Here is a 19,210-nt window from a genome sequence, read left to right on the forward strand (position 1 = left end):
CATTTTTGGATCAGGAGCGATCAATGCTGCGCGTTATCGATACCGAAACCTGTGATTTGCAGGGTGGAATTGTGGAAGTCGCTTCTGTCGACGTGATTGACGGAAAGATAGTCAACCCCATGAGCCATCTGGTGCGCCCGGATCGTCCCATCAGTGCGCAGGCGATGGCGATACATCGTATTACGGAATCGATGGTGGCGGATAAGCCGTGGATTGAAGAGATCATCCCTCTTTACCACGGTAGCCAGTGGTATGTGGCCCATAACGCCAGCTTTGACCGCCGCGTGCTGCCGGAGATGCCCGGCGAATGGATTTGCACTATGAAGCTGGCGCGCCGTCTGTGGCCGGGGATCAAATACAGCAATATGGCGCTGTATAAGTCGCGCAAACTCAGCGTACGGACGCCGGAAGGGCTGCATCATCACCGCGCTCTTTACGACTGCTACATCACCGCAGCGCTCCTGATTGATATCATGAATACTTCCGGCTGGACGCCAGACGATATGGGGACCATTACCGGGCGCCCCGCGCTACTGACCACCTTTACGTTCGGAAAATATCGCGGGAAGCCAGTATCGGAAGTGGCGGACAAAGATCCGGGCTATCTGCGCTGGCTGTACAACAACCTCGACAGAATGAGCCCGGAACTGCGCCTGACGCTGAAGCATTATTTAGGCGAAGCCTGAGTCCCCGCCCGGCCTGGCAGCGTATCCTGCGCCAGGCCAATCAAAAAGGCGTACTCCAGCGCCACCCCTTCATAGGATTTAAATCGCCCTGATTTCCCTCCGTGCCCCGAGTCCATATCGGTACACAGCAGCAGTAAATTATCGTCAGTTTTCAGCTCACGCAACTTCGCCACCCATTTCGCGGGCTCCCAGTACTGTACCTGGGAATCGTGCAGGCCGGTGGTCACCAGCATATGCGGATAGGCTTTCGCCTCGACGTTATCGTACGGGCTGTACTCTTTCATGTAGCGATAATAGGTTTCATCCTGCGGGTTCCCCCACTCCTCAAACTCCCCGGTGGTCAGTGGAATGGACTCATCCAGCATGGTCGTCACCACGTCCACAAACGGCACCTGGGCGATAACGCCTTTAAACAGTTCAGGCCGCTGGTTGATCACGGCGCCCATAAGCATGCCCCCGGCGCTGCCCCCCATGCCAAAGCAGAGCTGCGGATCGCCATAACCCTGCGCGATCAGCGCATCGCAAACATCAAGGTAGTCATTAAAGGTATTTTTCTTTTTGAGAAATTTTCCGTCTTCATACCAGTGCTGACCCAGCTCGCCGCCGCCGCGAATATGGGCAATCGCATAAACAAAACCGCGGTCGAGCAGGCTCAGCCTGCTGCTGCTGAAATCGGCGTCCATGCTGGAGCCATAGGAGCCATAGCCATAGACGAGGATGGGGTTTTTACCTTTGTTGAAGTGCGCCTTGTGATAGACGAGCGACACTGGGACTTCAACGCCGTCGCGTGCGGTCACCCACAGATGCTCACTGCGATAATTTTCCGACTCAAAACCCCGGACCTCAGCCTGTTTAATCACCTGACGCTGCCCGGTGTCCATATCCAGTTCAAACAACGTATCCGGGGTGGTCATCGACGAATAGCCGTACCGCAGGCGGGACGATTCCGGTTCCGGGTTAAAGCCGATCCACGTTACGTAAGCCGGGTCATCGAACGCAATGCCCACCACTTCGCGGGTTTTGCGGTTGATTTGGCGGATACTGGTCAGTCCGCGCTGACGCTCTTCCACCACCAGCCAGTCGGTAAACAGGGTGAACCCCTCCAGCATCACCTGATCGCGCGCGGGAATTAACACTTCCCATTTGCGTTCATCGCGCACTTTGGTTTTATAAAGGCCAAAGTTTTTGCCCTCGCGGTTCGAACGCAGGTAAAAGCTGTGCTGGAAGTGATCCAGGCTGTACTCATGATCTTTACGGCGCGGCAGGAAGCACAGAGGCTGCGCATCCGGCAGCTCTGCATCCAGCAGCAGCACTTCTGAGGTGGTGGCGCTGGAGAGGAAAATGATCACGTAGTGGCGAGACGACGTTTTGTGCAGGCTGACATAGAACGTCTCGTCTTTTTCCTCATACACCAGTTCATCGTCGGCGGAATCGGTCCCCACCGTATGACGCCAGACCTGATAAGGCAGCAGCGTTGAGACATGCTTTTTAACGTAGTAGACCGTTTCTGAATCGTTACCCCAGACGAAATCGGGGGAGACATTATCCAGCATTTCGGGATACCAGTTTCCCGTTTCAAGATTGCGGAAACGCAAACCGTACTGGCGGCGGGAGAGGTAATCCTCAGCCAGCGCCATAATGGCGTTATCGGGGGAAATGGACATGCCACCCAGCGTATAAAACTCACTGTGGGCCGCACGTTTGTTGGCATCCAGCAGGATCTCCCATTCATCCCACTCGGCGCTCAGCACAGACTGGCGCTGGTAGATGGGATATTCGTTTCCCGGCTCATAAATATGGCGATAGCGATAACCGTTTTTGCACCACGGGGCAGAGACATCACGCTGGGGGATACGCTGCACCATTTCCTTCAGAAGTTGATCCTGAAGCGCCTGCTGGCTGGCCATGACCTGGCGGCCATAGTCGTTTTCCTCGTGCAGATAGTCCAGCACTTCTGGCCGGGAACGAGAATCGTCCCGCAGCCAGTAGTAGTTATCGATACGCGTATCGCCATGCGTGGTGATCGCATAAGGAGTACGTCGGGCTTTTGGAGGCATGGCATTCTTACTTTTTCGTTTTACATCCTATAAGGTTGGCAAAACACACGTATGATGCAAGCGAAACATGACCTTCTAGCCCACGAGGGTCTGCTTCTGCTGCTGAATATCCTGCTCAATTCCCTCACGAACGTCCTGTGGGATCTTCAGCGCATCGCCCAGGGCGTTCAGGTAGCTGCGCTCCATAAAGTGATCGATATCGATGGCGGCACAGCTCAGAAAATAGAGTTCCAGCGCCTCTTCTTCGTTTTTCACGCTTTGCGCCAGACGCTGCGGATCAAGCGGCTGTTCGATGGCCTGCGCCACCAGCGCCCTGCCCTGTTCCTCAACGCCCGCTTCCCGCATCTGCTGTTCAATTGCGGCACGTTCACTGGCATCAATATGCCCGTCGCTCTTGGCCGCAAAGACCAGGGCGAGGATCAACCGCTCGGTGCGTAAATCTAACGGCGATACCTGCTTCCCGTACTGCGGTTCATCCTGATGCGCGCTGCGCACCTTGTCTTTGTATTTGTTCCATAAGACGGAGCCTGCAATAGCCCCTCCGCCCGCCAGCAGCGCGCCGGTACCGTATTTGGTAAGCAGTTTCCGCGATGATTTATTGGCAACCAGCAAACCGGCCAGCCCGCCGAGCGCACCCGGCACCAGCAGCTTGCTCAGACCCTGCTCGCCGGACGACGAGCCTTTTTGTCCCAACAGGGATTGCAGTTGATTCATCCAGCCTGACATATTTTTCCTCACGTAACAGTGCGTAACCTTCACAGCCTAAGCGAGCGGGTGTCAGGAAATGTCTGTCAGTACTAAAGAAGCGCAAATTTCCCTGCTGTCCGGTTATCCCCATACAAGACAGACGCAAACGTTTTCGTTTATACTGCCCGCATCTTTTTCAGGGGGATTTTTATGACTCGTTTAGGAACCGCGCTGCGTCCCGCCGCGACGCGCGTCATGCTGTTGGGATCGGGTGAACTGGGTAAAGAAGTGGCCATTGAATGCCAGCGTTTAGGTGTGGAAGTGATTGCGGTGGACCGTTACGCGAATGCGCCCGCCATGCACGTCGCGCATCGCTCGCACGTCATCGATATGCTTGACGGTAATGCGCTGCGGGGGTTAATTGCCGACGAAAAACCGGATTTCGTGGTACCTGAAATTGAGGCCATTGCCACTGAGATGTTGATTGCCCTTGAACAGGAAGGCCAGCGCGTGGTGCCCTGCGCCACTGCGGCAAAACTGACCATGAACCGGGAAGGCATTCGTCGCCTGGCGGCAGAAGAATTACAGCTCCCGACCTCCAGCTACCGTTTTGCCGGGGATAAAGCTGCGTTTCTCCAGGCCGTAGAGGAGATTGGCTACCCGTGCATCATTAAGCCGGTAATGAGCTCCTCCGGCAAAGGGCAGAGCTTTATCCGCGACAGCAGCACGCTGGACAACGCCTGGGACTATGCCCAGCAGGGTGGCCGTGCCGGGGCCGGGCGCGTCATCGTGGAAGGCGTGGTGAAGTTTGATTTTGAAATTACCCTGCTCACCGTCAGCGCCGTGGATGGCGTTTATTTCTGCGACCCGATTGGTCATCGCCAGGAAGACGGCGATTATCGCGAATCCTGGCAGCCGCAGCAGATGAGCGAGCTGGCGCTGGCACGCGCACAGGAGATCGCCCGCAAGACGGTGCTGGCGCTGGGCGGCTACGGCCTGTTCGGCGTGGAATTGTTTGTTTGCGGCGACGAGGTGCTCTTCAGCGAAGTCTCCCCTCGTCCGCACGATACCGGGATGGTTACGCTGATTTCACAGGATCTCTCCGAGTTCGCGCTGCACGTACGCGCTTTCCTCGGCCTGCCGGTTGGCGGCATCCGTCAGTACGGCCCGGCAGCCTCGGCGGTGATCCTGCCGCAGCTGACCAGCCAGAATGTCACCTTTGATAACGTCGAAGGTGCGGTTGGCGCAGGCTTGCAGGTCCGGCTGTTCGGCAAACCGGAGATCGACGGAAGCCGTCGTCTGGGCGTGGCATTAGCGACCGGGGAAAATGTGGACGAAGCCGTCGCGAGAGCAAAAAGAGCGGCTGCGAACGTCAGCGTAGCAGGATAAAAAAACGGGCCGAAAGGCCCGTTTTAACTGTCTGGCTGGCCGGGTTAGGCGCAGCCGACACCCGGCAAACAAACTTACTGTTTCGCGCCTTCTACCGCTTCGCGAGCCAGTTTAGTGATGCGATCCCAGTCGCCTGCTTCCAGCGCATCCGCCGGAACCAGCCAGGAGCCGCCGATGCACAGCACGCTTTTCAGCGCCAGGTAGTCGCGGTAGTTGGCCGGAGAGATGCCGCCCGTTGGGCAGAAACGCACCTGGGAGAATGGGCCCGCAATGGCCTGCAACGCTTTGGTGCCGCCGTTCGCTTCAGCCGGGAAGAATTTGAACTCTTTCAGGCCGTAGTCCATGCCCAGCATAAGTTCAGAAACGGTGCTGATACCCGGGATCAGCGGAATAGAACCTTCGGTTGCGGCTTTCAGCAGGGGCTCAGTCAGCCCCGGGCTGATGGCAAACTGTGCGCCCGCTTCGGTCACTTCCGCCAGCTGCTGCGCATTCAGAACCGTACCTGCACCGATGATCGCTTCCGGCACTTCTTTGGCGATAGCGCGGATCGCATCCATCGCACAGGCCGTACGCAGGGTCACTTCCAGAACACGAACGCCACCCGCAACCAGCGCCTTCGCCATTGGGACAGCGTGCTCCAGTTTGTTTACCACAATAACCGGCACGACAGGGCCAGTGGTCAGGATTGCTTCTGCACTTGTTTTCCAGTTTTTCATCAGAGTTTTCTCTCGCCAGATCGTTAAAATCAAGTCGTCTTAAAACGTAATACAGGTTGCGCCCTGCTCCGCACCGGAGAGTTTCTCACGCAACGCACCAAACATTTCGCGTCCGGTACCCACGCGCGATGCGCTCAGGTCAGGAATATGTGGCTGACGCGCCGCCAGCTCTGCTTCATCCACCAGCAGGGTTAACTCGCCTGTCTGACCGTTAACGCGGATCATGTCACCATCACGCACTTTCGCCAGCAGGCCGCCGTCGTAGGCTTCCGGGGTGACATGAATCGCTGAAGGCACTTTACCGGATGCCCCTGAAAGGCGTCCATCGGTTACCAGTGCGATTTTGAAACGGCGGTCCAATAATACACCAAGCGGCGGCATAAGTTTATGTAATTCTGGCATCCCGTTCGCTTTTGGTCCCTGATGACGCACCACGACCACACAGTCTTTATCAAGCAGACCCGCGTCAAAGGCAGGTAAAACGTCGTGCTGGCTTTCAAACACCACCGCCGGGGCTTCGATAACCTGATTCTCTTCCGGCACGGCAGAGGTTTTCATCACGGCACGTCCAAGGTTACCGCTCAGCACTTTGGTGCCGCCGTGAGGAGAGAACGGCTGTTCGAAGGTTGCGATAACCTGAGGATCGAGCGAGTCGCTCGCCCCTTCGCGCCAGTCCAGCTCACCGTTGTTCAGCCAGGGTTCAAGGGTATAGCGATGCAGGCCAAAGCCCGCCACCGTGTTGACATCCTCATGCAGCAGGCCGCCTTTCAGCAGCTCGCGCATCAGCACCGGCACGCCGCCCGCGGCCTGGAAGTGGTTGATGTCCGCCGGACCGTTCGGGTACAGACGCGCCATCAGCGGTACCACGGAGGAGATATCGGAGAAGTCATCCCAGTTGATCAGAATGCCCGCCGCGCGCGCCATCGCGACAAGGTGCATGGTATGGTTGGTTGAACCGCCGGTCGCCAGCAGGGCGACAATCCCGTTTACGATGACTTTTTCATCCACCATTTTGCCCATTGGCATCCACTCGTTGCCGTTACCGGTCAGGCGCGTCACCTGACGGGCTGCGGCTTCGGTCAGCGCTTTACGCAGTGGCGCATCCGGCTGGATGAACGACGAGCCCGGCAGCTGCATACCCATAAACTCCACCACCATCTGGTTGGTGTTGGCCGTACCGTAGAACGTACAGGTGCCCGGCGCATGATAGGACGCGGCTTCCGCTTCCAGCAGTGCCTGACGGTCCGCTTTTCCTTCGGCATACAGCTGGCGGATACGGACTTTTTCCTTGTTTGGCAGACCACTAGCCATCGGGCCTGACGGCACAAAAATCGCTGGCAGATGGCCAAACGACAGCGCGGCCATCACCAGCCCCGGGACGATTTTGTCGCACACGCCCAGATAGAGCGCGCCATCAAACATGTTGTGAGAGAGGCCCACTGCCGCCGACATGGCGATCACTTCGCGGCTCAGCAAGGACAGCTCCATACCGTCCTGGCCCTGGGTTACGCCATCACACATGGCCGGCACGCCGCCTGCAACCTGGCCCACCGCGTTCACGCTGTGCAGCGCATTGCGGATGATAGCCGGGTAGGCCTCATACGGCTGGTGGGCTGAAAGCATGTCGTTATAGGAGGTAATGATGGCGATATTGTTACGCAACATGCTTTTCAGCGCGTCTTTATCACCAGGCTGGCAGGCCGCAAAGCCGTGGGCCAGATTCCCGCAGGCCAGCTGAGAGCGATGGACAGTTTCACTCTTCGCCTGTTCGATGCGGGCAAGGTAGGCAGCACGGGTCTCTTTCGAGCGTTCAACGATGCGCTGTGTTACGCGTAACAATGTCGGATTCATAAAAGCTCCTCTAATTTATCTGTCCAGGCTCGGGAGTTTACACAGTTTCTGACGGTTGTTAACAACGCTGAAACGCCTGATATCCGGAGCACAGGGGCAAAATGTCTGAAGGGAGTGTAATAAAAAAAGCTCCGCGGGTGAATCCACGCGGAGCTTAAAAGATAAAAATTATGCCACTTGCTGTGTTAGATCATGTTACCGGTAAAATAACACCTTTGGGCTAGAGAAGGTGGTTATTCAAACTCGTTCCAGGAGCGGCCATCACGGGTGATCATCGCAACGGAGGCGACAGGTCCCCAGGTTCCCGCCTGATACGGTTTTGGCGCGTCCTGATCGGCTGCCCACGCTTCAGTGATGGAGTCGACCCACTTCCACGCCTCTTCCACTTCATCGCGGCGGACGAACAGCGCCTGGATACCACGCATGGTTTCCAGCAGCAGACGCTCGTAAGCATCGGCGAGATGCGTCTGGTTGAAGGTTTCAGAGTAGCTCAGGTCCAGCTTGGTAGTTTGCAGGTTGTGTTTGTGATCAAGGCCTGGCACTTTGTTGAGGATCTGAATATCCACACCCTCGTCCGGTTGCAGACGGATGGTCAGTTTGTTCTGCGGCAGTTCCTGCCAGGATTCTTTGAACAGGTTCAGTTCCGGATTTTTGAAGTAGACCACCACTTCGGAGCATTTTGCCGGCAGACGTTTACCGGTACGCAGGTAGAACGGCACACCGGCCCAGCGCCAGTCGTCGATATCCACGCGGATCGCCACAAACGTCTCGGTGTTGCTGGACTTGTTCGCGCCCTCTTCTTCCAGATAGCCAGGAACTTTTTTCCCCTGGGCAAAACCTGCGGTGTACTGGCCGCGCACGGTTTTCTCACGTACGTTGGAGCGGTCAATACGGCGCAGTGATTTCAGTACTTTCACTTTGGCGTCACGAATGCTGTCGGCCGTCAGATCTGACGGTGGAGACATGGCAATCATGCACAGAATTTGCAGCAGATGGTTCTGGATCATGTCCCGCATCTGGCCGGCCTGGTCGAAGTAGCCCCAACGGCCTTCGATGCCCACCTCTTCCGCCACGGTAATTTCCACGTGGTCGATAGTGCGGTTGTCCCAGTTGTTCACAAACAGGGAGTTGGCAAAACGCAGCGCCAGCAGGTTCAATACCGTCTCTTTGCCCAGATAGTGGTCAATACGGTAAACCTGACACTCCTCAAAGAACTCGCCCACCTGGTCGTTGATTTCACGCGAGGTCGCCAGCGACGTACCCAGCGGTTTCTCCATCACCACGCGCGCCGGTTTGGCGTTCAGCTTCGCTTCGCCCAGACCTTTGCAGATGGCGCCGAAGGTGCTTGGGGGCATGGCGAAATAGTTAATAGTGACACGATTTTCCTGGTCAAGCATTTCACCCAGACGGGTAAAGGCGCCTACATCGTTGACGTCCAGGTTGCAGAAATCGAGACGCCCGCTCAGCTTATCCCAAAGGCTTTCATCGATTTTCTCTTTCATGAACGTTTCGAGCGCCTCGCGCACGACTTTGGTATAAGCCTCCTTATCCCAGTCTGCGCGCCCTACCCCAAGGATCCGGGTATCGGGATGGATCTGGCCCGCTTTTTCGAGCTGATACAGGGAAGGCAGCAATTTTCGGCGTGCAAGATCGCCTTTCGCGCCGAAAATGACCAGGTCACATGCCTGGGCTGTTTGCGTTACCGCCATGTCATTCTCCTCAGTTAGATCGCCTGGTACTCTGCCAGGTATCGTTGTAATTTTATTACAATGCACTGTACTGCTTTTACGCGTTTCCTGAAACCATTAGCGCTTAACGTCGCGTGCGATACGGTGATTTTTCGTCGCCCGGGCCATTACGCCCGTCTGATGACGCAACAAACGTCGATTCTTTGCGCAACAGGGTCAGAGCAAAACCCGACGTCGATCAAGTAATGAAAAAAAACAACAACATTTCTTGTCGACGATTACCCTTTCGGGAGTCCCGGGGGTAATATCGGCTAAATCGAATCAAGATTTCATCTCTTTATGAAATCGTTTATGCCCTCATGAGCGTCTTGTTAACAATGAACATGCTGGAAAAAATCCAGTTTCAACTGGAACACCTTAGCAAATCCGAGCGCAAAGTGGCTGAAGTTATTCTCGCCGCGCCCGCTCAGGCGATTCATTCAAGCATCGCCGCTCTGGCACAGGAATCGGGCGTCAGCGAACCGACGGTCAATCGATTCTGTCGTAGTCTGGACACGCGCGGCTTTCCTGATTTTAAACTGCATCTGGCCCAAAGTCTGGCAAACGGCACCCCGTATGTTAATCGCAATGTAGATGAAGACGACAGCGTTGATGCTTACACCGCAAAAATATTTGAATCGGCTATGGCCACGCTCGACCACGTTCGCCAGTCTCTGGACATGAGTTCAGTGAATCGCGCGGTCGATCTTCTCACGCAGGCCAAACGGATTGCCTTCTTTGGCCTTGGCTCGTCCGCCGCCGTGGCGCATGACGCCATGAATAAGTTCTTTCGCTTTAACGTGCCGGTGATTTACTCCGATGACATTGTGCTGCAACGCATGAGCTGTATGAATTGTAGTGAAGATGATGTCGTGGTACTCATCTCCCATACGGGCCGCACCAAGAGCCAGGTGGAGCTGGCACAGCTCGCGCGTGACAACGATGCGATGGTCATCGCCCTGACGACGGCAGGTACGCCGCTGGCCAGGGAAGCGACGCTCGCCATTACCCTGGACGTACCGGAGGACACCGACATGTACATGCCGATGGTCTCCCGCCTGGCGCAGTTGACGGTCATCGACGTGCTGGCGACCGGTTTTACCTTACGCCGGGGCGCAAAATTCCGGGATAACTTGAAGCGGGTCAAGGAAGCCCTGAAAGAATCGCGTTTTGATAAAGAATTGCTTATAAAGAGCGATGTTCCCTAATAACTACGATGTACGATTTACGGCATTCGGTCCCCTCGCTACTGCCTTGCGATAGATGAAGGCCGATTCTATGTTCACGCAACACCAAAGTTGTTTCAGTCAACGGAGTATTACATGTCCAGAAGGCTTCGCAGAACCAAGATCGTCACCACCTTAGGCCCGGCCACCGACCGCGATAATAACCTCGAAAAGATTATCGCCGCGGGTGCCAACGTGGTGCGCATGAACTTCTCTCACGGTACGCCAGAAGACCATAAATTACGTGCCGACAAAGTGCGTGAAATCGCAGCTAAACTGGGCCGCCATGTTGCTATCCTCGGTGACCTGCAAGGTCCAAAAATCCGCGTTTCGACCTTTAAAGAAGGCAAAGTCTTCCTCAACATCGGCGATAAATTCCTGCTGGATGCCAACCTGAGCAAAGGCGAAGGCGATAAGGAAAAAGTGGGTATCGACTACAAAGGTCTGCCTGCTGACGTTGTGCCTGGCGACATCCTGCTGCTGGACGACGGACGCGTACAGCTGAAAGTGCTGGAAGTTCAGGGTATGAAGGTATTCACCGAAGTGACAGTCGGCGGCCCGCTCTCCAACAACAAAGGCATCAACAAACTCGGCGGTGGCCTGTCTGCCGAAGCGCTGACCGATAAAGACAAAGCGGATATCGTGACCGCAGCGCAGATCGGCGTGGATTACCTGGCCGTCTCCTTCCCGCGCTGCGGCGAAGATCTGAACTATGCTCGCCGCCTGGCGCGCGATGCAGGCTGCGATGCGAAAATCGTTGCGAAAGTGGAACGCGCTGAAGCGGTCTGCGATCAGGACGCGATGGACGACGTGATCCTGGCGTCTGACGTGGTGATGGTTGCCCGTGGTGACCTGGGCGTGGAAATTGGCGACCCTGAACTGGTCGGTATCCAGAAAGCGCTGATCCGTCGCGCGCGTCAGCTGAACCGCGCGGTGATCACCGCCACCCAGATGATGGAATCCATGATCACCAACCCAATGCCAACCCGTGCGGAAGTCATGGACGTGGCGAACGCCGTGCTGGATGGTACCGATGCGGTGATGCTGTCAGCGGAAACCGCGGCAGGTCAGTATCCGGCAGAAACCGTGGCCGCCATGGCGCGCGTGTGCCTGGGTGCAGAGAAGATCCCAAGCATTAACGTCTCTAAACACCGTCTGGACATTCAGTTCGACAACGTGGAAGAAGCGATTGCGATGTCCGCGATGTACGCAGCCAACCACCTGAAAGGGGTCACGGCGATCATCACCATGACCGAATCTGGCCGTACCGCGCTAATGACGTCCCGTATCAGCTCCGGTCTGCCGATCTTCGCCATGTCCCGTCACGAGCGTACGCTGAACCTGACGGCGCTGTATCGCGGCGTGACGCCAGTATACTTCGACAGCACCAACGACGGCGTGGCCGCCGCGCACGATGCCGTGAACCTGCTGCGCGACAAAGGTTATCTGGTATCCGGTGATATCGTTATCGTGACGCAGGGTGACGTGATGAGCACCATCGGCTCAACCAATACCACCCGCGTACTGACCGTAGAGTAAGCTCCGATCCCCTCTCCCCTAAGGGGAGAGGGGTGAAGGTTTCCTATTTCTTCGGGAAAAGCTCTTTACGCTTGTACGGCTCTGTTTCGCCAGGTTTGCGCGTTTTGAGCAGCTTCAGGATCCACGTATATTGCTCCTTATGCGGCCCCACCAGCACCTCCACCTCTTCATTCATGCGACGTGCGATGGTGTGATCGTCTGCGGTCAGCAGATCGTCCATCGGCGGACGTACCTCAATGCTCAGGCGATGCGTTTTACCGTCATAAACCGGGAACAGTGGGATCACGCGGGCGCGGCAGACTTTCATCAGGCGACCAATCGCGGGTAGCGTGGCTTTATAGGTTGCGAAGAAATCGACAAACTCGCTGTGTTCCGGGCCGTGGTCCTGATCGGGCAGATAGTAGCCCCAGTAACCCTGACGTACCGACTGAATGAAAGGCTTAATGCCATCGTTTCGGGCGTGCAAACGCCCGCCAAAGCGACGGCGCACGGTATTCCAGACGAAGTCGTAGATTTTGTTTCCCTGATTATGGAACATCGCCGCCATTTTCTGGCCCTGCGACGCCATTAACATCGCCGGAATGTCTACCCCCCAGCCGTGCGGCACCAGGAAAATCACCTTTTCATCATTGCGACGCATCTCGTCGATGATCTCCAGCCCTTTCCAGTCAACGCGTTCGACGATCTTCTCCGGCCCTTTCAGCGCCAGTTCCGCCATCATCGCCATGGCCTGGGGCGCGGTGGTATACATGTCATCAATGATTGCTTCGCGTTCGGCGTCGCTTTTATCCGGAAAACAGTACAACAGATTTATTTGCGCGCGGCGGCGTGCGCTTTTACCTAAGCGCCCTGCCAGGCGCCCCACTTTGCCGAGCACCGGATCGCGGAGGGAAGCAGGTAGCAACGCCATGCCAGCAAACGCGTATACGCCAAGCCAGGCGCCCCAGTTACGCGGGTGGCGGAAAGATTTTTCAAACTCGGGAATGTACTCAATATTGTTTTTTTTGGTTTCCATGCGGGTTCCAGGGTCTGGTGACGCAAAAATATATTCGGATAGTGTAGCGAGGCTGCCGCCCGCGCACAAAAGAAAAAGCCGGCGCATACTGACGCCGGCTTTTTAAATCAGGAGAGCTTAGTCGAAGCGCAGCTGCGGCATCACCTCTTTCACCTGCGCCAGGTAATCTTTGCGATCTTTGCCGGTCAGCCCTTCGGTACGCGGCAGTTTTGCCGTCAGCGGGTTAACCGCCTGCTGGTTGATCCACACTTCGTAGTGCAGGTGCGGACCCGTCGACCGGCCGGTGTTACCGGACAACGCGATGCGATCGCCACGTTTCACTTTCTGGCCCGGTTTGACCAGCAGTTTACGCAGGTGCATGTAGCGGGTGGTGTACGTACGACCGTGACGAATAGCAACGTAGTAGCCAGCAGCACCGCTGCGTTTCGCCATGACCACTTCACCATCCCCTACCGCCAGCACTGGCGTGCCCTGCGGCATGGCGAAGTCAACGCCACGGTGCGGCGCTACGCGGCCAGTTACCGGGTTCAGACGACGCGGGTTAAAGTTGGAGGAGACGCGGAACTGTTTCGCCGTTGGGAAACGCAGGAAGCCTTTTGCCAGACCCGTACCGCTGCGGTCATAGAACTTACCGTCTTCCGCGCGAATAGCATAGTAGTCTTTGCCGTCTGAACGCAGACGAACGCCCACCAGCTGGCTCTGCTCGCGCTTACCGTCCAGCATTTCGCGGGACATCAGGACAGAGAACTGATCGCCTTTTTTCAGTTTGCGGAAATCCATCTGCCACTGCATGGCTTTGATCACCGAGCTGATTTCAGCGCTGGTCAGGCCGGCATCGCGTGCGCTGGAAACAAAGCTGCCGCCGACGGTCCCTTTCATGACGCTGTTAACCCAGTCGCCCTGCTGCAATTCGCTGGTCATTTTGAAACCGTTTGCAGTGCGATCGTAGGTGCGGGTTTCGCGACGGGACATCTCCCAGGTCAGACGTTGCAGATCGCCGTCGGGCGTTAGGGTCCAGGAAAGCTGCTGACCAATTTTCAGGTTACGCAGCTCTTTATCGGATGCGGCGAGCTGGCTGATGTTGCCCATGTCGATACCGTACTGGTTCAGGACGCTGCTCAGCGTATCGCCAGTAGATACAACATATTCATGAATGCCGGCTTCATTCTGGATCTTGTCATCCAGCTCATCCTGGGGAATCGCTTCATCTTCCTGAGCGGCCTGATCGATAGGCTCGCTGGCCTCAGGCAGCAGAGAGCGGATCTCGCTCTTCTCCAGTTCGATGGTTTTAATGATTGGGGCGGAACTCGGGTGGTAAACATAGGGCCGCCAGACGGCGACCGCTAATGTGAGAACTGTAAGCGACCCCAGCATAACGCGGTGGGGTCGAGGCAGATTGTTAAATGCCAGGGCGACAGAGCGGGCTATCTGTTGCACGTATTCACTTCCTCGTTAATCTCCTTTCAGGCAGCTCGCATACTGATTCGCCAGTTGGCTGAGGAACTGCGAATAGCTCGCTTTGCTCAACTGGATGTTCGTACCTAGCGGGTCAAGGGTTCCCATGCGCACGGATGTTCCCCTGGCCACGGCTTCTACGACCGCTGGCCTGAACTGTGGCTCAGCAAAAACGCATGTCGCTTTTTGCTCAACCAACTGTGTTCTGATTTCATGTAAACGCTGCGCACCAGGCTGAATTTCAGGGTTGACGGTAAAATGCCCCAGCGGGGTCAGACCGTAATGTTTCTCGTAATACCCGTAGGCATCATGAAAAACGAAGTACCCTTTTCCTTTAAGCGGTGCGAGCTCGTTACCCACCTGTTTGTCGGTTGCAGCTAATTGAGCCTCAAAATCCTTCAGGTTGGCGTCGAGTTTGATTCGACTTTGCGGCATAAGTTCCACTAATTTGTCGTGGATTGCAACCGCTGTAAGCCGCGCTATCTCTGGGGAGAGCCAGAGATGCATGTTGTATTCGCCGTGATGGTGATGGTCGTCACCTTTTTCACCGTGAGCATGGTCGTGGTCGTGTTCGTCACCCTCGCCCTCAGCTCCTTTCATGAGTAACGGTTTCACGCCGGACAGCCCGGCAATCGTCACCTGTTTCTCAGCGGCAAGCTGACTGGCTGACTTCTGCATGAACGCTTCCATCTCAGGACCAATCCAGACGACTAAGTCCGCGTTCTGTAAGCGTTTTACATCAGATGGACGCAGGGAATAATCATGCTCGGAAGCACCGTCAGGCAGCAGAACCTGGGTCTCAGTGACCCCATCCGCGATGGCAGAGGCGATAAACCCAAGCGGTTTAAGCGAAGCGACAACGGCGGCGTTAACATCTTGTGCTGTTGTACCCCAAAGAGCAGCGGATAAAGCTGCGAAAAGAAGCGTATTTTTCTGTAACATAATGCGACTAATCATCGTAATGAATGCGTGGAATGTGATATTATAACATTCGATGACTTCTGCAAGCTTAAATTGACATGACGACTTTAGTTTCTCTTGAAAATGTTTCGGTCTCATTCGGCCAGCGCCGCGTCCTTTCTGAGGTGTCGCTGAATCTGAAGCCCGGCAAAATACTCACGCTGCTCGGCCCTAACGGTGCAGGCAAGTCGACGCTGGTACGCGTCGTATTAGGCCTGGTAGCCCCTGATGCAGGTGTTATCGTCCGCCAAGACAAGTTGCGTATCGGCTATGTGCCGCAAAAATTACACCTCGATGCCACCCTGCCCCTGACGGTGAGCCGCTTCCTGCGCCTCCGTCCCGGTACGCGTAAAGCGGATATCCTCCCGGCGCTGAAACGCGTTCAGGCGGGACATCTTGTTGAGGCGCCCTTGCAAAAGCTGTCGGGCGGTGAAACCCAGCGCGTATTACTTGCCCGCGCCCTGCTCAGCAGCCCTCAGCTGCTGGTCCTGGACGAGCCGACGCAGGGTGTTGACGTCAACGGTCAGGTTGCGCTGTACGATCTGATTGACCAGCTCCGTCGGGAGCTAAACTGCGCGGTGCTGATGGTGTCCCATGATCTGCACCTGGTGATGGCCAAAACCGACGAAGTGCTGTGCCTGAACCATCACATTTGTTGTTCCGGCACGCCGGAAGTGGTGTCAATGCATCCGGAATTTATCTCTATGTTTGGCCATCGCGGCGCCGAACAGCTGGGCATCTATCGTCATAATCACAATCACCGCCATGATTTACAGGGACGAATTGTCCTGCGTCGGGGAAATGGACACTCATGATTGAACTGTTAATGCCCGGCTGGCTGGCCGGGATTATGCTTGCCTGCGCCGCAGGTCCACTCGGCTCGTTTGTCGTCTGGCGCAGAATGTCCTATTTCGGCGATACGCTGGCCCATGCTTCATTGCTGGGTGTGGCGTTTGGTTTGTTACTGGACGTGAACCCGTTTTATGCGGTGATTGTCGTCACGCTGCTGCTGGCTGCCGGTCTGGTCTGGCTGGAAAAACGCCCTCACCTGGCAATTGATACCCTGCTCGGCATTATGGCGCACAGCGCCCTGTCGCTGGGCCTGGTGGTAGTGAGCCTGATGTCAAACATCCGCGTAGATCTGATGGCCTACCTGTTTGGCGATCTGCTGGCCGTCACGCCCGAAGATCTCATTTCCATTGCCATTGGCGTGGCGGTGGTGCTCGGGATCCTGCTGTGGCAGTGGCGGAATTTACTGGCTATGACCGTCAGTCCGGATCTGGCCTTTGTTGATGGCGTGAAGCTTCAGCGCGTGAAGCTGCTGTTGATGCTGGTGACGGCGTTAACCATCGGCGTGGCGATGAAATTTGTTGGCGCGCTGATCATCACGTCGCTGCTGATAATTCCTGCCGCCACTGCGCGCCGTTTTGCGCGAACGCCGGAGCAAATGGCCGGTATCGCGGTGATTATCGGAATGATTGCGGTGACGGGCGGGTTAACCTTCTCGGCGTTTTATGACACGCCAGCGGGGCCGTCGGTGGTACTGTGCGCGGCGGTGTTGTTTATTTTCAGTATGATGAAAAAGACCGCGCAGTAGTCAGCATGTCCCCGGTGGCGCTTCGCTTACCGGGGCTACAATTTATCGCTGCTTACGGCATCGCGGGCGGCGTAATGCCGAAATGATTCCACGCCCGCACCGTTGCCATACGACCACGCGGGGTACGCTGCAAGAAGCCCTGCTGGATCAGATACGGCTCCAGCACGTCCTCGATAGTCTCACGCTCTTCGCCAATTGCCGCCGCCAGGTTATCCAGCCCTACCGGCCCGCCAAAGAACTTATCCAGCACCGCCAGCAGCAGCTTACGGTCCATATAGTCAAAGCCTTCGGCATCGACATTCAGCATATCCAGCGCCTGGGCGGCGATCTCGGCCGATATGGTGCCGTCGTGCTTCACCTCGGCAAAGTCACGCACCCGGCGCAGCAGGCGGTTGGCGATACGCGGCGTACCGCGGGAGCGCTTCGCCACTTCAAACGCCCCCTCTTCGCTCATATCCAGCCCCATGTAGCGCGCGCTGCGCCCTACAATATGCTGAAGGTCGGGCACCTGATAAAACTCCAGACGCTGCACGATACCAAAACGGTCGCGTAGTGGAGAGGTCAGCGAGCCGGCGCGGGTCGTGGCGCCAATCAGGGTAAACGGTGGCAGATCGATTTTGATCGAGCGCGCGGCCGGACCTTCACCGATCATGATATCCAGCTGGTAATCCTCCATTGCCGGATAGAGCACTTCCTCCACCACCGGTGAAAGACGGTGGATCTCATCGATAAACAGCACGTCATGCGGTTCGAGGTTGGTCAGCATCGCCGCCAGGTCCCCTGCTTTCTCCAGTACCGGGCCGGAGGTGGTACGCAGGTTAACGCCCATTTCATTGGCGACGATATTCGCCAGGGTGGTTTTACCTAACCCCGGCGGACCAAAAATCAGCAGGTGATCGAGCGCATCGCCGCGCAGCTTTGCCGCCTGGATGAAAATCTCCATCTGAGAACGAACCTGCGGCTGGCCGATGTACTCATCCAGCAGTTTGGGACGGATCGCGCGATCCACCACGTCATCTGGCTGAATGGTGCCTGCCGATACCAGGCGGTCTGCTTCAATCATCCTTTACCTCACAATGCAGCGCGCAGCGCTTCACGAATCAGAGTTTCACTGCTGGCATCCGGTTTAGCAATTTTGCTCACCATCCGGCTGGCCTCCTGAGGTTTATAGCCCAGCGCCACCAGCGCGGCAACCGCTTCCTGCTCGGCATCATCATCAGATGCAGGCGCGCCCGGGGAAGTCAGCACCAGATCGGCTGCCGGCGTGAACAGATCGCCATGCAGACCTTTGAAGCGGTCCTTCATCTCGACAATCAGGCGCTCGGCGGTTTTCTTCCCGATGCCAGGAAGTTTAATTAACGCAGCCGGATCTTCACGCTCAACGGCGTTCACAAACTGTGGCGCTGACATACCGGACAGAATCGCCAGGGCCAGCTTCGGCCCGACGCCGTTGGTTTTAATCAATTCGCGGAACAGGGTGCGTTCCTGTTTGTTATTGAAGCCGTACAGCAGCTGAGCGTCTTCACGCACCACAAACTGGGTAAAGACAACCGCCTCTTTGCCCGCCTCCGGCAGCTCATAGAAGCAGGTCATTGGCATATGGACTTCATAGCCCACGCCACCCACTTCCAGCAGTACTAACGGGGGTTGTTTTTCAATGATGATGCCTCTGAGTCTGCCTATCACGTGACGCTCCTGCGTTCTGGAAGAAATTAACTGCCGACATAATAAAAAAAGGCTGGATAAACATCCAGCCTGATTTGTCATTATCGTAACCTGCCTCGCGCCAGATTGAGCCGCGACTCGCTCATTTGCATCGCATTCTGGCTGACGTGACAGTGGGTAATCGCAATGGCCAGCGCATCCGCGGCGTCGGCCTGCGGGTTCGCAGGGAGCTTCAGCAGGGTACGCACCATGTGCTGCACCTGGCTTTTCTCCGCGCTACCAATGCCCACCACCGTCTGCTTAACCTGACGGGCCGCGTACTCAAACACCGGCAGATCCTGGTTCACGGCGGCAACAATCGCCACGCCGCGCGCCTGACCGAGCTTTAACGCCGAGTCAGCGTTTTTCGCCATAAAGACCTGCTCGATGGCGAAATAGTCCGGCTGGAACTGGGTGATGATCTCCGACACGCCCGCATAGATGAGCTTCAGGCGCGACGGCAGATCGTCCACTTTGGTGCGAATACAGCCGCTGCCGAGGTAGGTTAGCTGGCGTCCCACCTGACGGATAACGCCATAGCCGGTGACGCGTGAGCCGGGGTCAATCCCGAGAATAATCGACATCACGCGTCTCCCGTAAA

At 56.4% G+C, this 19,210-nt stretch carries 17 protein-coding genes; 6 read left to right on the forward strand and 11 right to left on the reverse strand.

The annotated features are described in order from the left end of the window. Positions 1 to 23: 23 nt before the first annotated feature. On the forward strand, positions 24 to 686 hold the full coding sequence (gene exoX / locus SK50_RS15430; protein ID WP_048229632.1) for an exodeoxyribonuclease X: 663 nt from the start codon (positions 24 to 26) through the stop codon (positions 684 to 686). Here exoX and ptrB read toward each other — a convergent pair. Next, entirely contained in the window at positions 668 to 2,743 is a 2,076-nt protein-coding gene (gene ptrB, locus SK50_RS15435; protein WP_017693247.1) for an oligopeptidase B, read from the reverse strand. The genes exoX and ptrB overlap by 19 nt on opposite strands. A gap of 75 nt (positions 2,744 to 2,818) precedes the next feature. Beyond that, entirely contained in the window at positions 2,819 to 3,469 is a 651-nt protein-coding gene (locus SK50_RS15440) for a tellurite resistance TerB family protein (protein ID WP_015570286.1), read from the reverse strand. Positions 3,470 to 3,640: 171 nt separating this feature from the next. Here SK50_RS15440 and purT point away from each other — a divergent pair, with 171 nt between their 5' ends. After that, on the forward strand, positions 3,641 to 4,819 hold the full coding sequence (purT, locus tag SK50_RS15445) for a formate-dependent phosphoribosylglycinamide formyltransferase (protein WP_045345035.1): 1,179 nt from the start codon (positions 3,641 to 3,643) through the stop codon (positions 4,817 to 4,819). A 74-nt stretch (positions 4,820 to 4,893) separates the two neighbouring features. On the opposite strand, the gene kdgA is transcribed toward purT, so the two are convergent. The 3 genes from kdgA to zwf all read right to left on the reverse strand — a co-directional run bounded on the left by kdgA (position 4,894) and on the right by zwf (position 9,095). Continuing rightward, positions 4,894 to 5,535, reverse strand: coding sequence for a bifunctional 4-hydroxy-2-oxoglutarate aldolase/2-dehydro-3-deoxy-phosphogluconate aldolase (gene kdgA, locus SK50_RS15450; protein ID WP_003859774.1), 642 nt, complete (start codon positions 5,533 to 5,535; stop codon positions 4,894 to 4,896). A 39-nt stretch (positions 5,536 to 5,574) separates the two neighbouring features. Then, positions 5,575 to 7,386, reverse strand: coding sequence for a phosphogluconate dehydratase (edd, locus tag SK50_RS15455; RefSeq protein ID WP_017384346.1), 1,812 nt, complete (start codon positions 7,384 to 7,386; stop codon positions 5,575 to 5,577). 233 nt (positions 7,387 to 7,619) lie between these two features. After that, the gene (gene zwf, locus SK50_RS15460) at positions 7,620 to 9,095 is read right to left on the reverse strand and encodes a glucose-6-phosphate dehydrogenase (protein ID WP_003859771.1); all 1,476 of its coding nucleotides are present in this window, start codon (positions 9,093 to 9,095) and stop codon (positions 7,620 to 7,622) included. A gap of 356 nt (positions 9,096 to 9,451) precedes the next feature. Between zwf and SK50_RS15465 the strand changes: the two genes are divergently transcribed. Both SK50_RS15465 and pyk read left to right on the forward strand, forming a co-directional pair. Then, positions 9,452 to 10,321: a MurR/RpiR family transcriptional regulator gene (locus SK50_RS15465; protein ID WP_003859769.1), complete on the forward strand. Its 870-nt coding sequence runs from the start codon at positions 9,452 to 9,454 to the stop codon at positions 10,319 to 10,321. A 114-nt stretch (positions 10,322 to 10,435) separates the two neighbouring features. Next, positions 10,436 to 11,878, forward strand: a complete 1,443-nt coding sequence (pyk, locus tag SK50_RS15470; protein ID WP_003859767.1) for a pyruvate kinase — start codon at positions 10,436 to 10,438, stop codon at positions 11,876 to 11,878. A gap of 43 nt (positions 11,879 to 11,921) precedes the next feature. Here the strand turns inward: pyk and lpxM are convergent, their stop codons facing one another. From lpxM to znuA, 3 genes are all read right to left on the reverse strand, one after another. After that, entirely contained in the window at positions 11,922 to 12,893 is a 972-nt protein-coding gene (gene lpxM, locus SK50_RS15475; protein ID WP_015570283.1) for a lauroyl-Kdo(2)-lipid IV(A) myristoyltransferase, read from the reverse strand. A gap of 117 nt (positions 12,894 to 13,010) precedes the next feature. Further along, positions 13,011 to 14,330 carry a murein DD-endopeptidase MepM gene (gene mepM, locus SK50_RS15480; protein WP_003859762.1) on the reverse strand — a complete coding sequence of 440 codons (1,320 nt, stop codon included), beginning with the start codon at positions 14,328 to 14,330 and terminating at the stop codon, positions 13,011 to 13,013. 15 nt (positions 14,331 to 14,345) lie between these two features. Continuing rightward, positions 14,346 to 15,290 carry a zinc ABC transporter substrate-binding protein ZnuA gene (gene znuA / locus SK50_RS15485; RefSeq protein WP_048229989.1) on the reverse strand — a complete coding sequence of 315 codons (945 nt, stop codon included), beginning with the start codon at positions 15,288 to 15,290 and terminating at the stop codon, positions 14,346 to 14,348. 77 nt (positions 15,291 to 15,367) lie between these two features. On the opposite strand from znuA, the gene znuC reads away from it, so the two are divergent. Together znuC and znuB are read left to right on the forward strand one after the other, a co-directional pair. Beyond that, on the forward strand, positions 15,368 to 16,123 hold the full coding sequence (gene znuC, locus SK50_RS15490) for a zinc ABC transporter ATP-binding protein ZnuC (protein WP_023296807.1): 756 nt from the start codon (positions 15,368 to 15,370) through the stop codon (positions 16,121 to 16,123). After that, the gene (gene znuB / locus SK50_RS15495) at positions 16,120 to 16,905 is read left to right on the forward strand and encodes a zinc ABC transporter permease subunit ZnuB (protein WP_045345034.1); all 786 of its coding nucleotides are present in this window, start codon (positions 16,120 to 16,122) and stop codon (positions 16,903 to 16,905) included. The genes znuC and znuB overlap by 4 nt, the downstream gene beginning before the upstream one ends. Before the next feature lie 52 nt (positions 16,906 to 16,957). Here znuB and ruvB read toward each other — a convergent pair whose 3' ends face one another. The 3 genes from ruvB to ruvC form a co-directional block, all read right to left on the reverse strand. Continuing rightward, positions 16,958 to 17,968, reverse strand: coding sequence for a Holliday junction branch migration DNA helicase RuvB (gene ruvB, locus SK50_RS15500; RefSeq protein WP_003859753.1), 1,011 nt, complete (start codon positions 17,966 to 17,968; stop codon positions 16,958 to 16,960). A gap of 8 nt (positions 17,969 to 17,976) precedes the next feature. After that, positions 17,977 to 18,591 (reverse strand): Holliday junction branch migration protein RuvA, encoded by a 615-nt coding sequence (ruvA, locus tag SK50_RS15505; RefSeq protein WP_003859751.1) that lies wholly within the window; start codon positions 18,589 to 18,591, stop codon positions 17,977 to 17,979. Between the two features lie 80 nt (positions 18,592 to 18,671). Continuing rightward, positions 18,672 to 19,193: a crossover junction endodeoxyribonuclease RuvC gene (ruvC, locus tag SK50_RS15510; RefSeq protein ID WP_003859749.1), complete on the reverse strand. Its 522-nt coding sequence runs from the start codon at positions 19,191 to 19,193 to the stop codon at positions 18,672 to 18,674. Between the last annotated feature and the right edge of the window lie 17 nt (positions 19,194 to 19,210).

It is taken from the genome of Enterobacter sp. BWH64 (assembly GCF_001037645.1).
In the GTDB taxonomy this organism is placed as follows: Bacteria; Pseudomonadota; Gammaproteobacteria; order Enterobacterales; family Enterobacteriaceae; genus Enterobacter; species Enterobacter hormaechei_C.

Coding starts and splice junctions, on each gene's coding strand:
- exoX (WP_048229632.1), top strand. CDS start 24: ATGCTGCGCGTTATCGATACCGAAACCTGTGATTTGCAGGGTGGAATT.
- ptrB (WP_017693247.1), bottom strand. CDS start 2,743: ATGCCTCCAAAAGCCCGACGTACTCCTTATGCGATCACCACGCATGGC.
- SK50_RS15440 (WP_015570286.1), bottom strand. CDS start 3,469: ATGTCAGGCTGGATGAATCAACTGCAATCCCTGTTGGGACAAAAAGGC.
- purT (WP_045345035.1), top strand. CDS start 3,641: ATGACTCGTTTAGGAACCGCGCTGCGTCCCGCCGCGACGCGCGTCATG.
- kdgA (WP_003859774.1), bottom strand. CDS start 5,535: ATGAAAAACTGGAAAACAAGTGCAGAAGCAATCCTGACCACTGGCCCT.
- edd (WP_017384346.1), bottom strand. CDS start 7,386: ATGAATCCGACATTGTTACGCGTAACACAGCGCATCGTTGAACGCTCG.
- zwf (WP_003859771.1), bottom strand. CDS start 9,095: ATGGCGGTAACGCAAACAGCCCAGGCATGTGACCTGGTCATTTTCGGC.
- SK50_RS15465 (WP_003859769.1), top strand. CDS start 9,452: ATGAACATGCTGGAAAAAATCCAGTTTCAACTGGAACACCTTAGCAAA.
- pyk (WP_003859767.1), top strand. CDS start 10,436: ATGTCCAGAAGGCTTCGCAGAACCAAGATCGTCACCACCTTAGGCCCG.
- lpxM (WP_015570283.1), bottom strand. CDS start 12,893: ATGGAAACCAAAAAAAACAATATTGAGTACATTCCCGAGTTTGAAAAA.
- znuA (WP_048229989.1), bottom strand. CDS start 15,290: ATGTTACAGAAAAATACGCTTCTTTTCGCAGCTTTATCCGCTGCTCTT.
- znuC (WP_023296807.1), top strand. CDS start 15,368: ATGACGACTTTAGTTTCTCTTGAAAATGTTTCGGTCTCATTCGGCCAG.
- znuB (WP_045345034.1), top strand. CDS start 16,120: ATGATTGAACTGTTAATGCCCGGCTGGCTGGCCGGGATTATGCTTGCC.
- ruvB (WP_003859753.1), bottom strand. CDS start 17,968: ATGATTGAAGCAGACCGCCTGGTATCGGCAGGCACCATTCAGCCAGAT.
- ruvC (WP_003859749.1), bottom strand. CDS start 19,193: ATGTCGATTATTCTCGGGATTGACCCCGGCTCACGCGTCACCGGCTAT.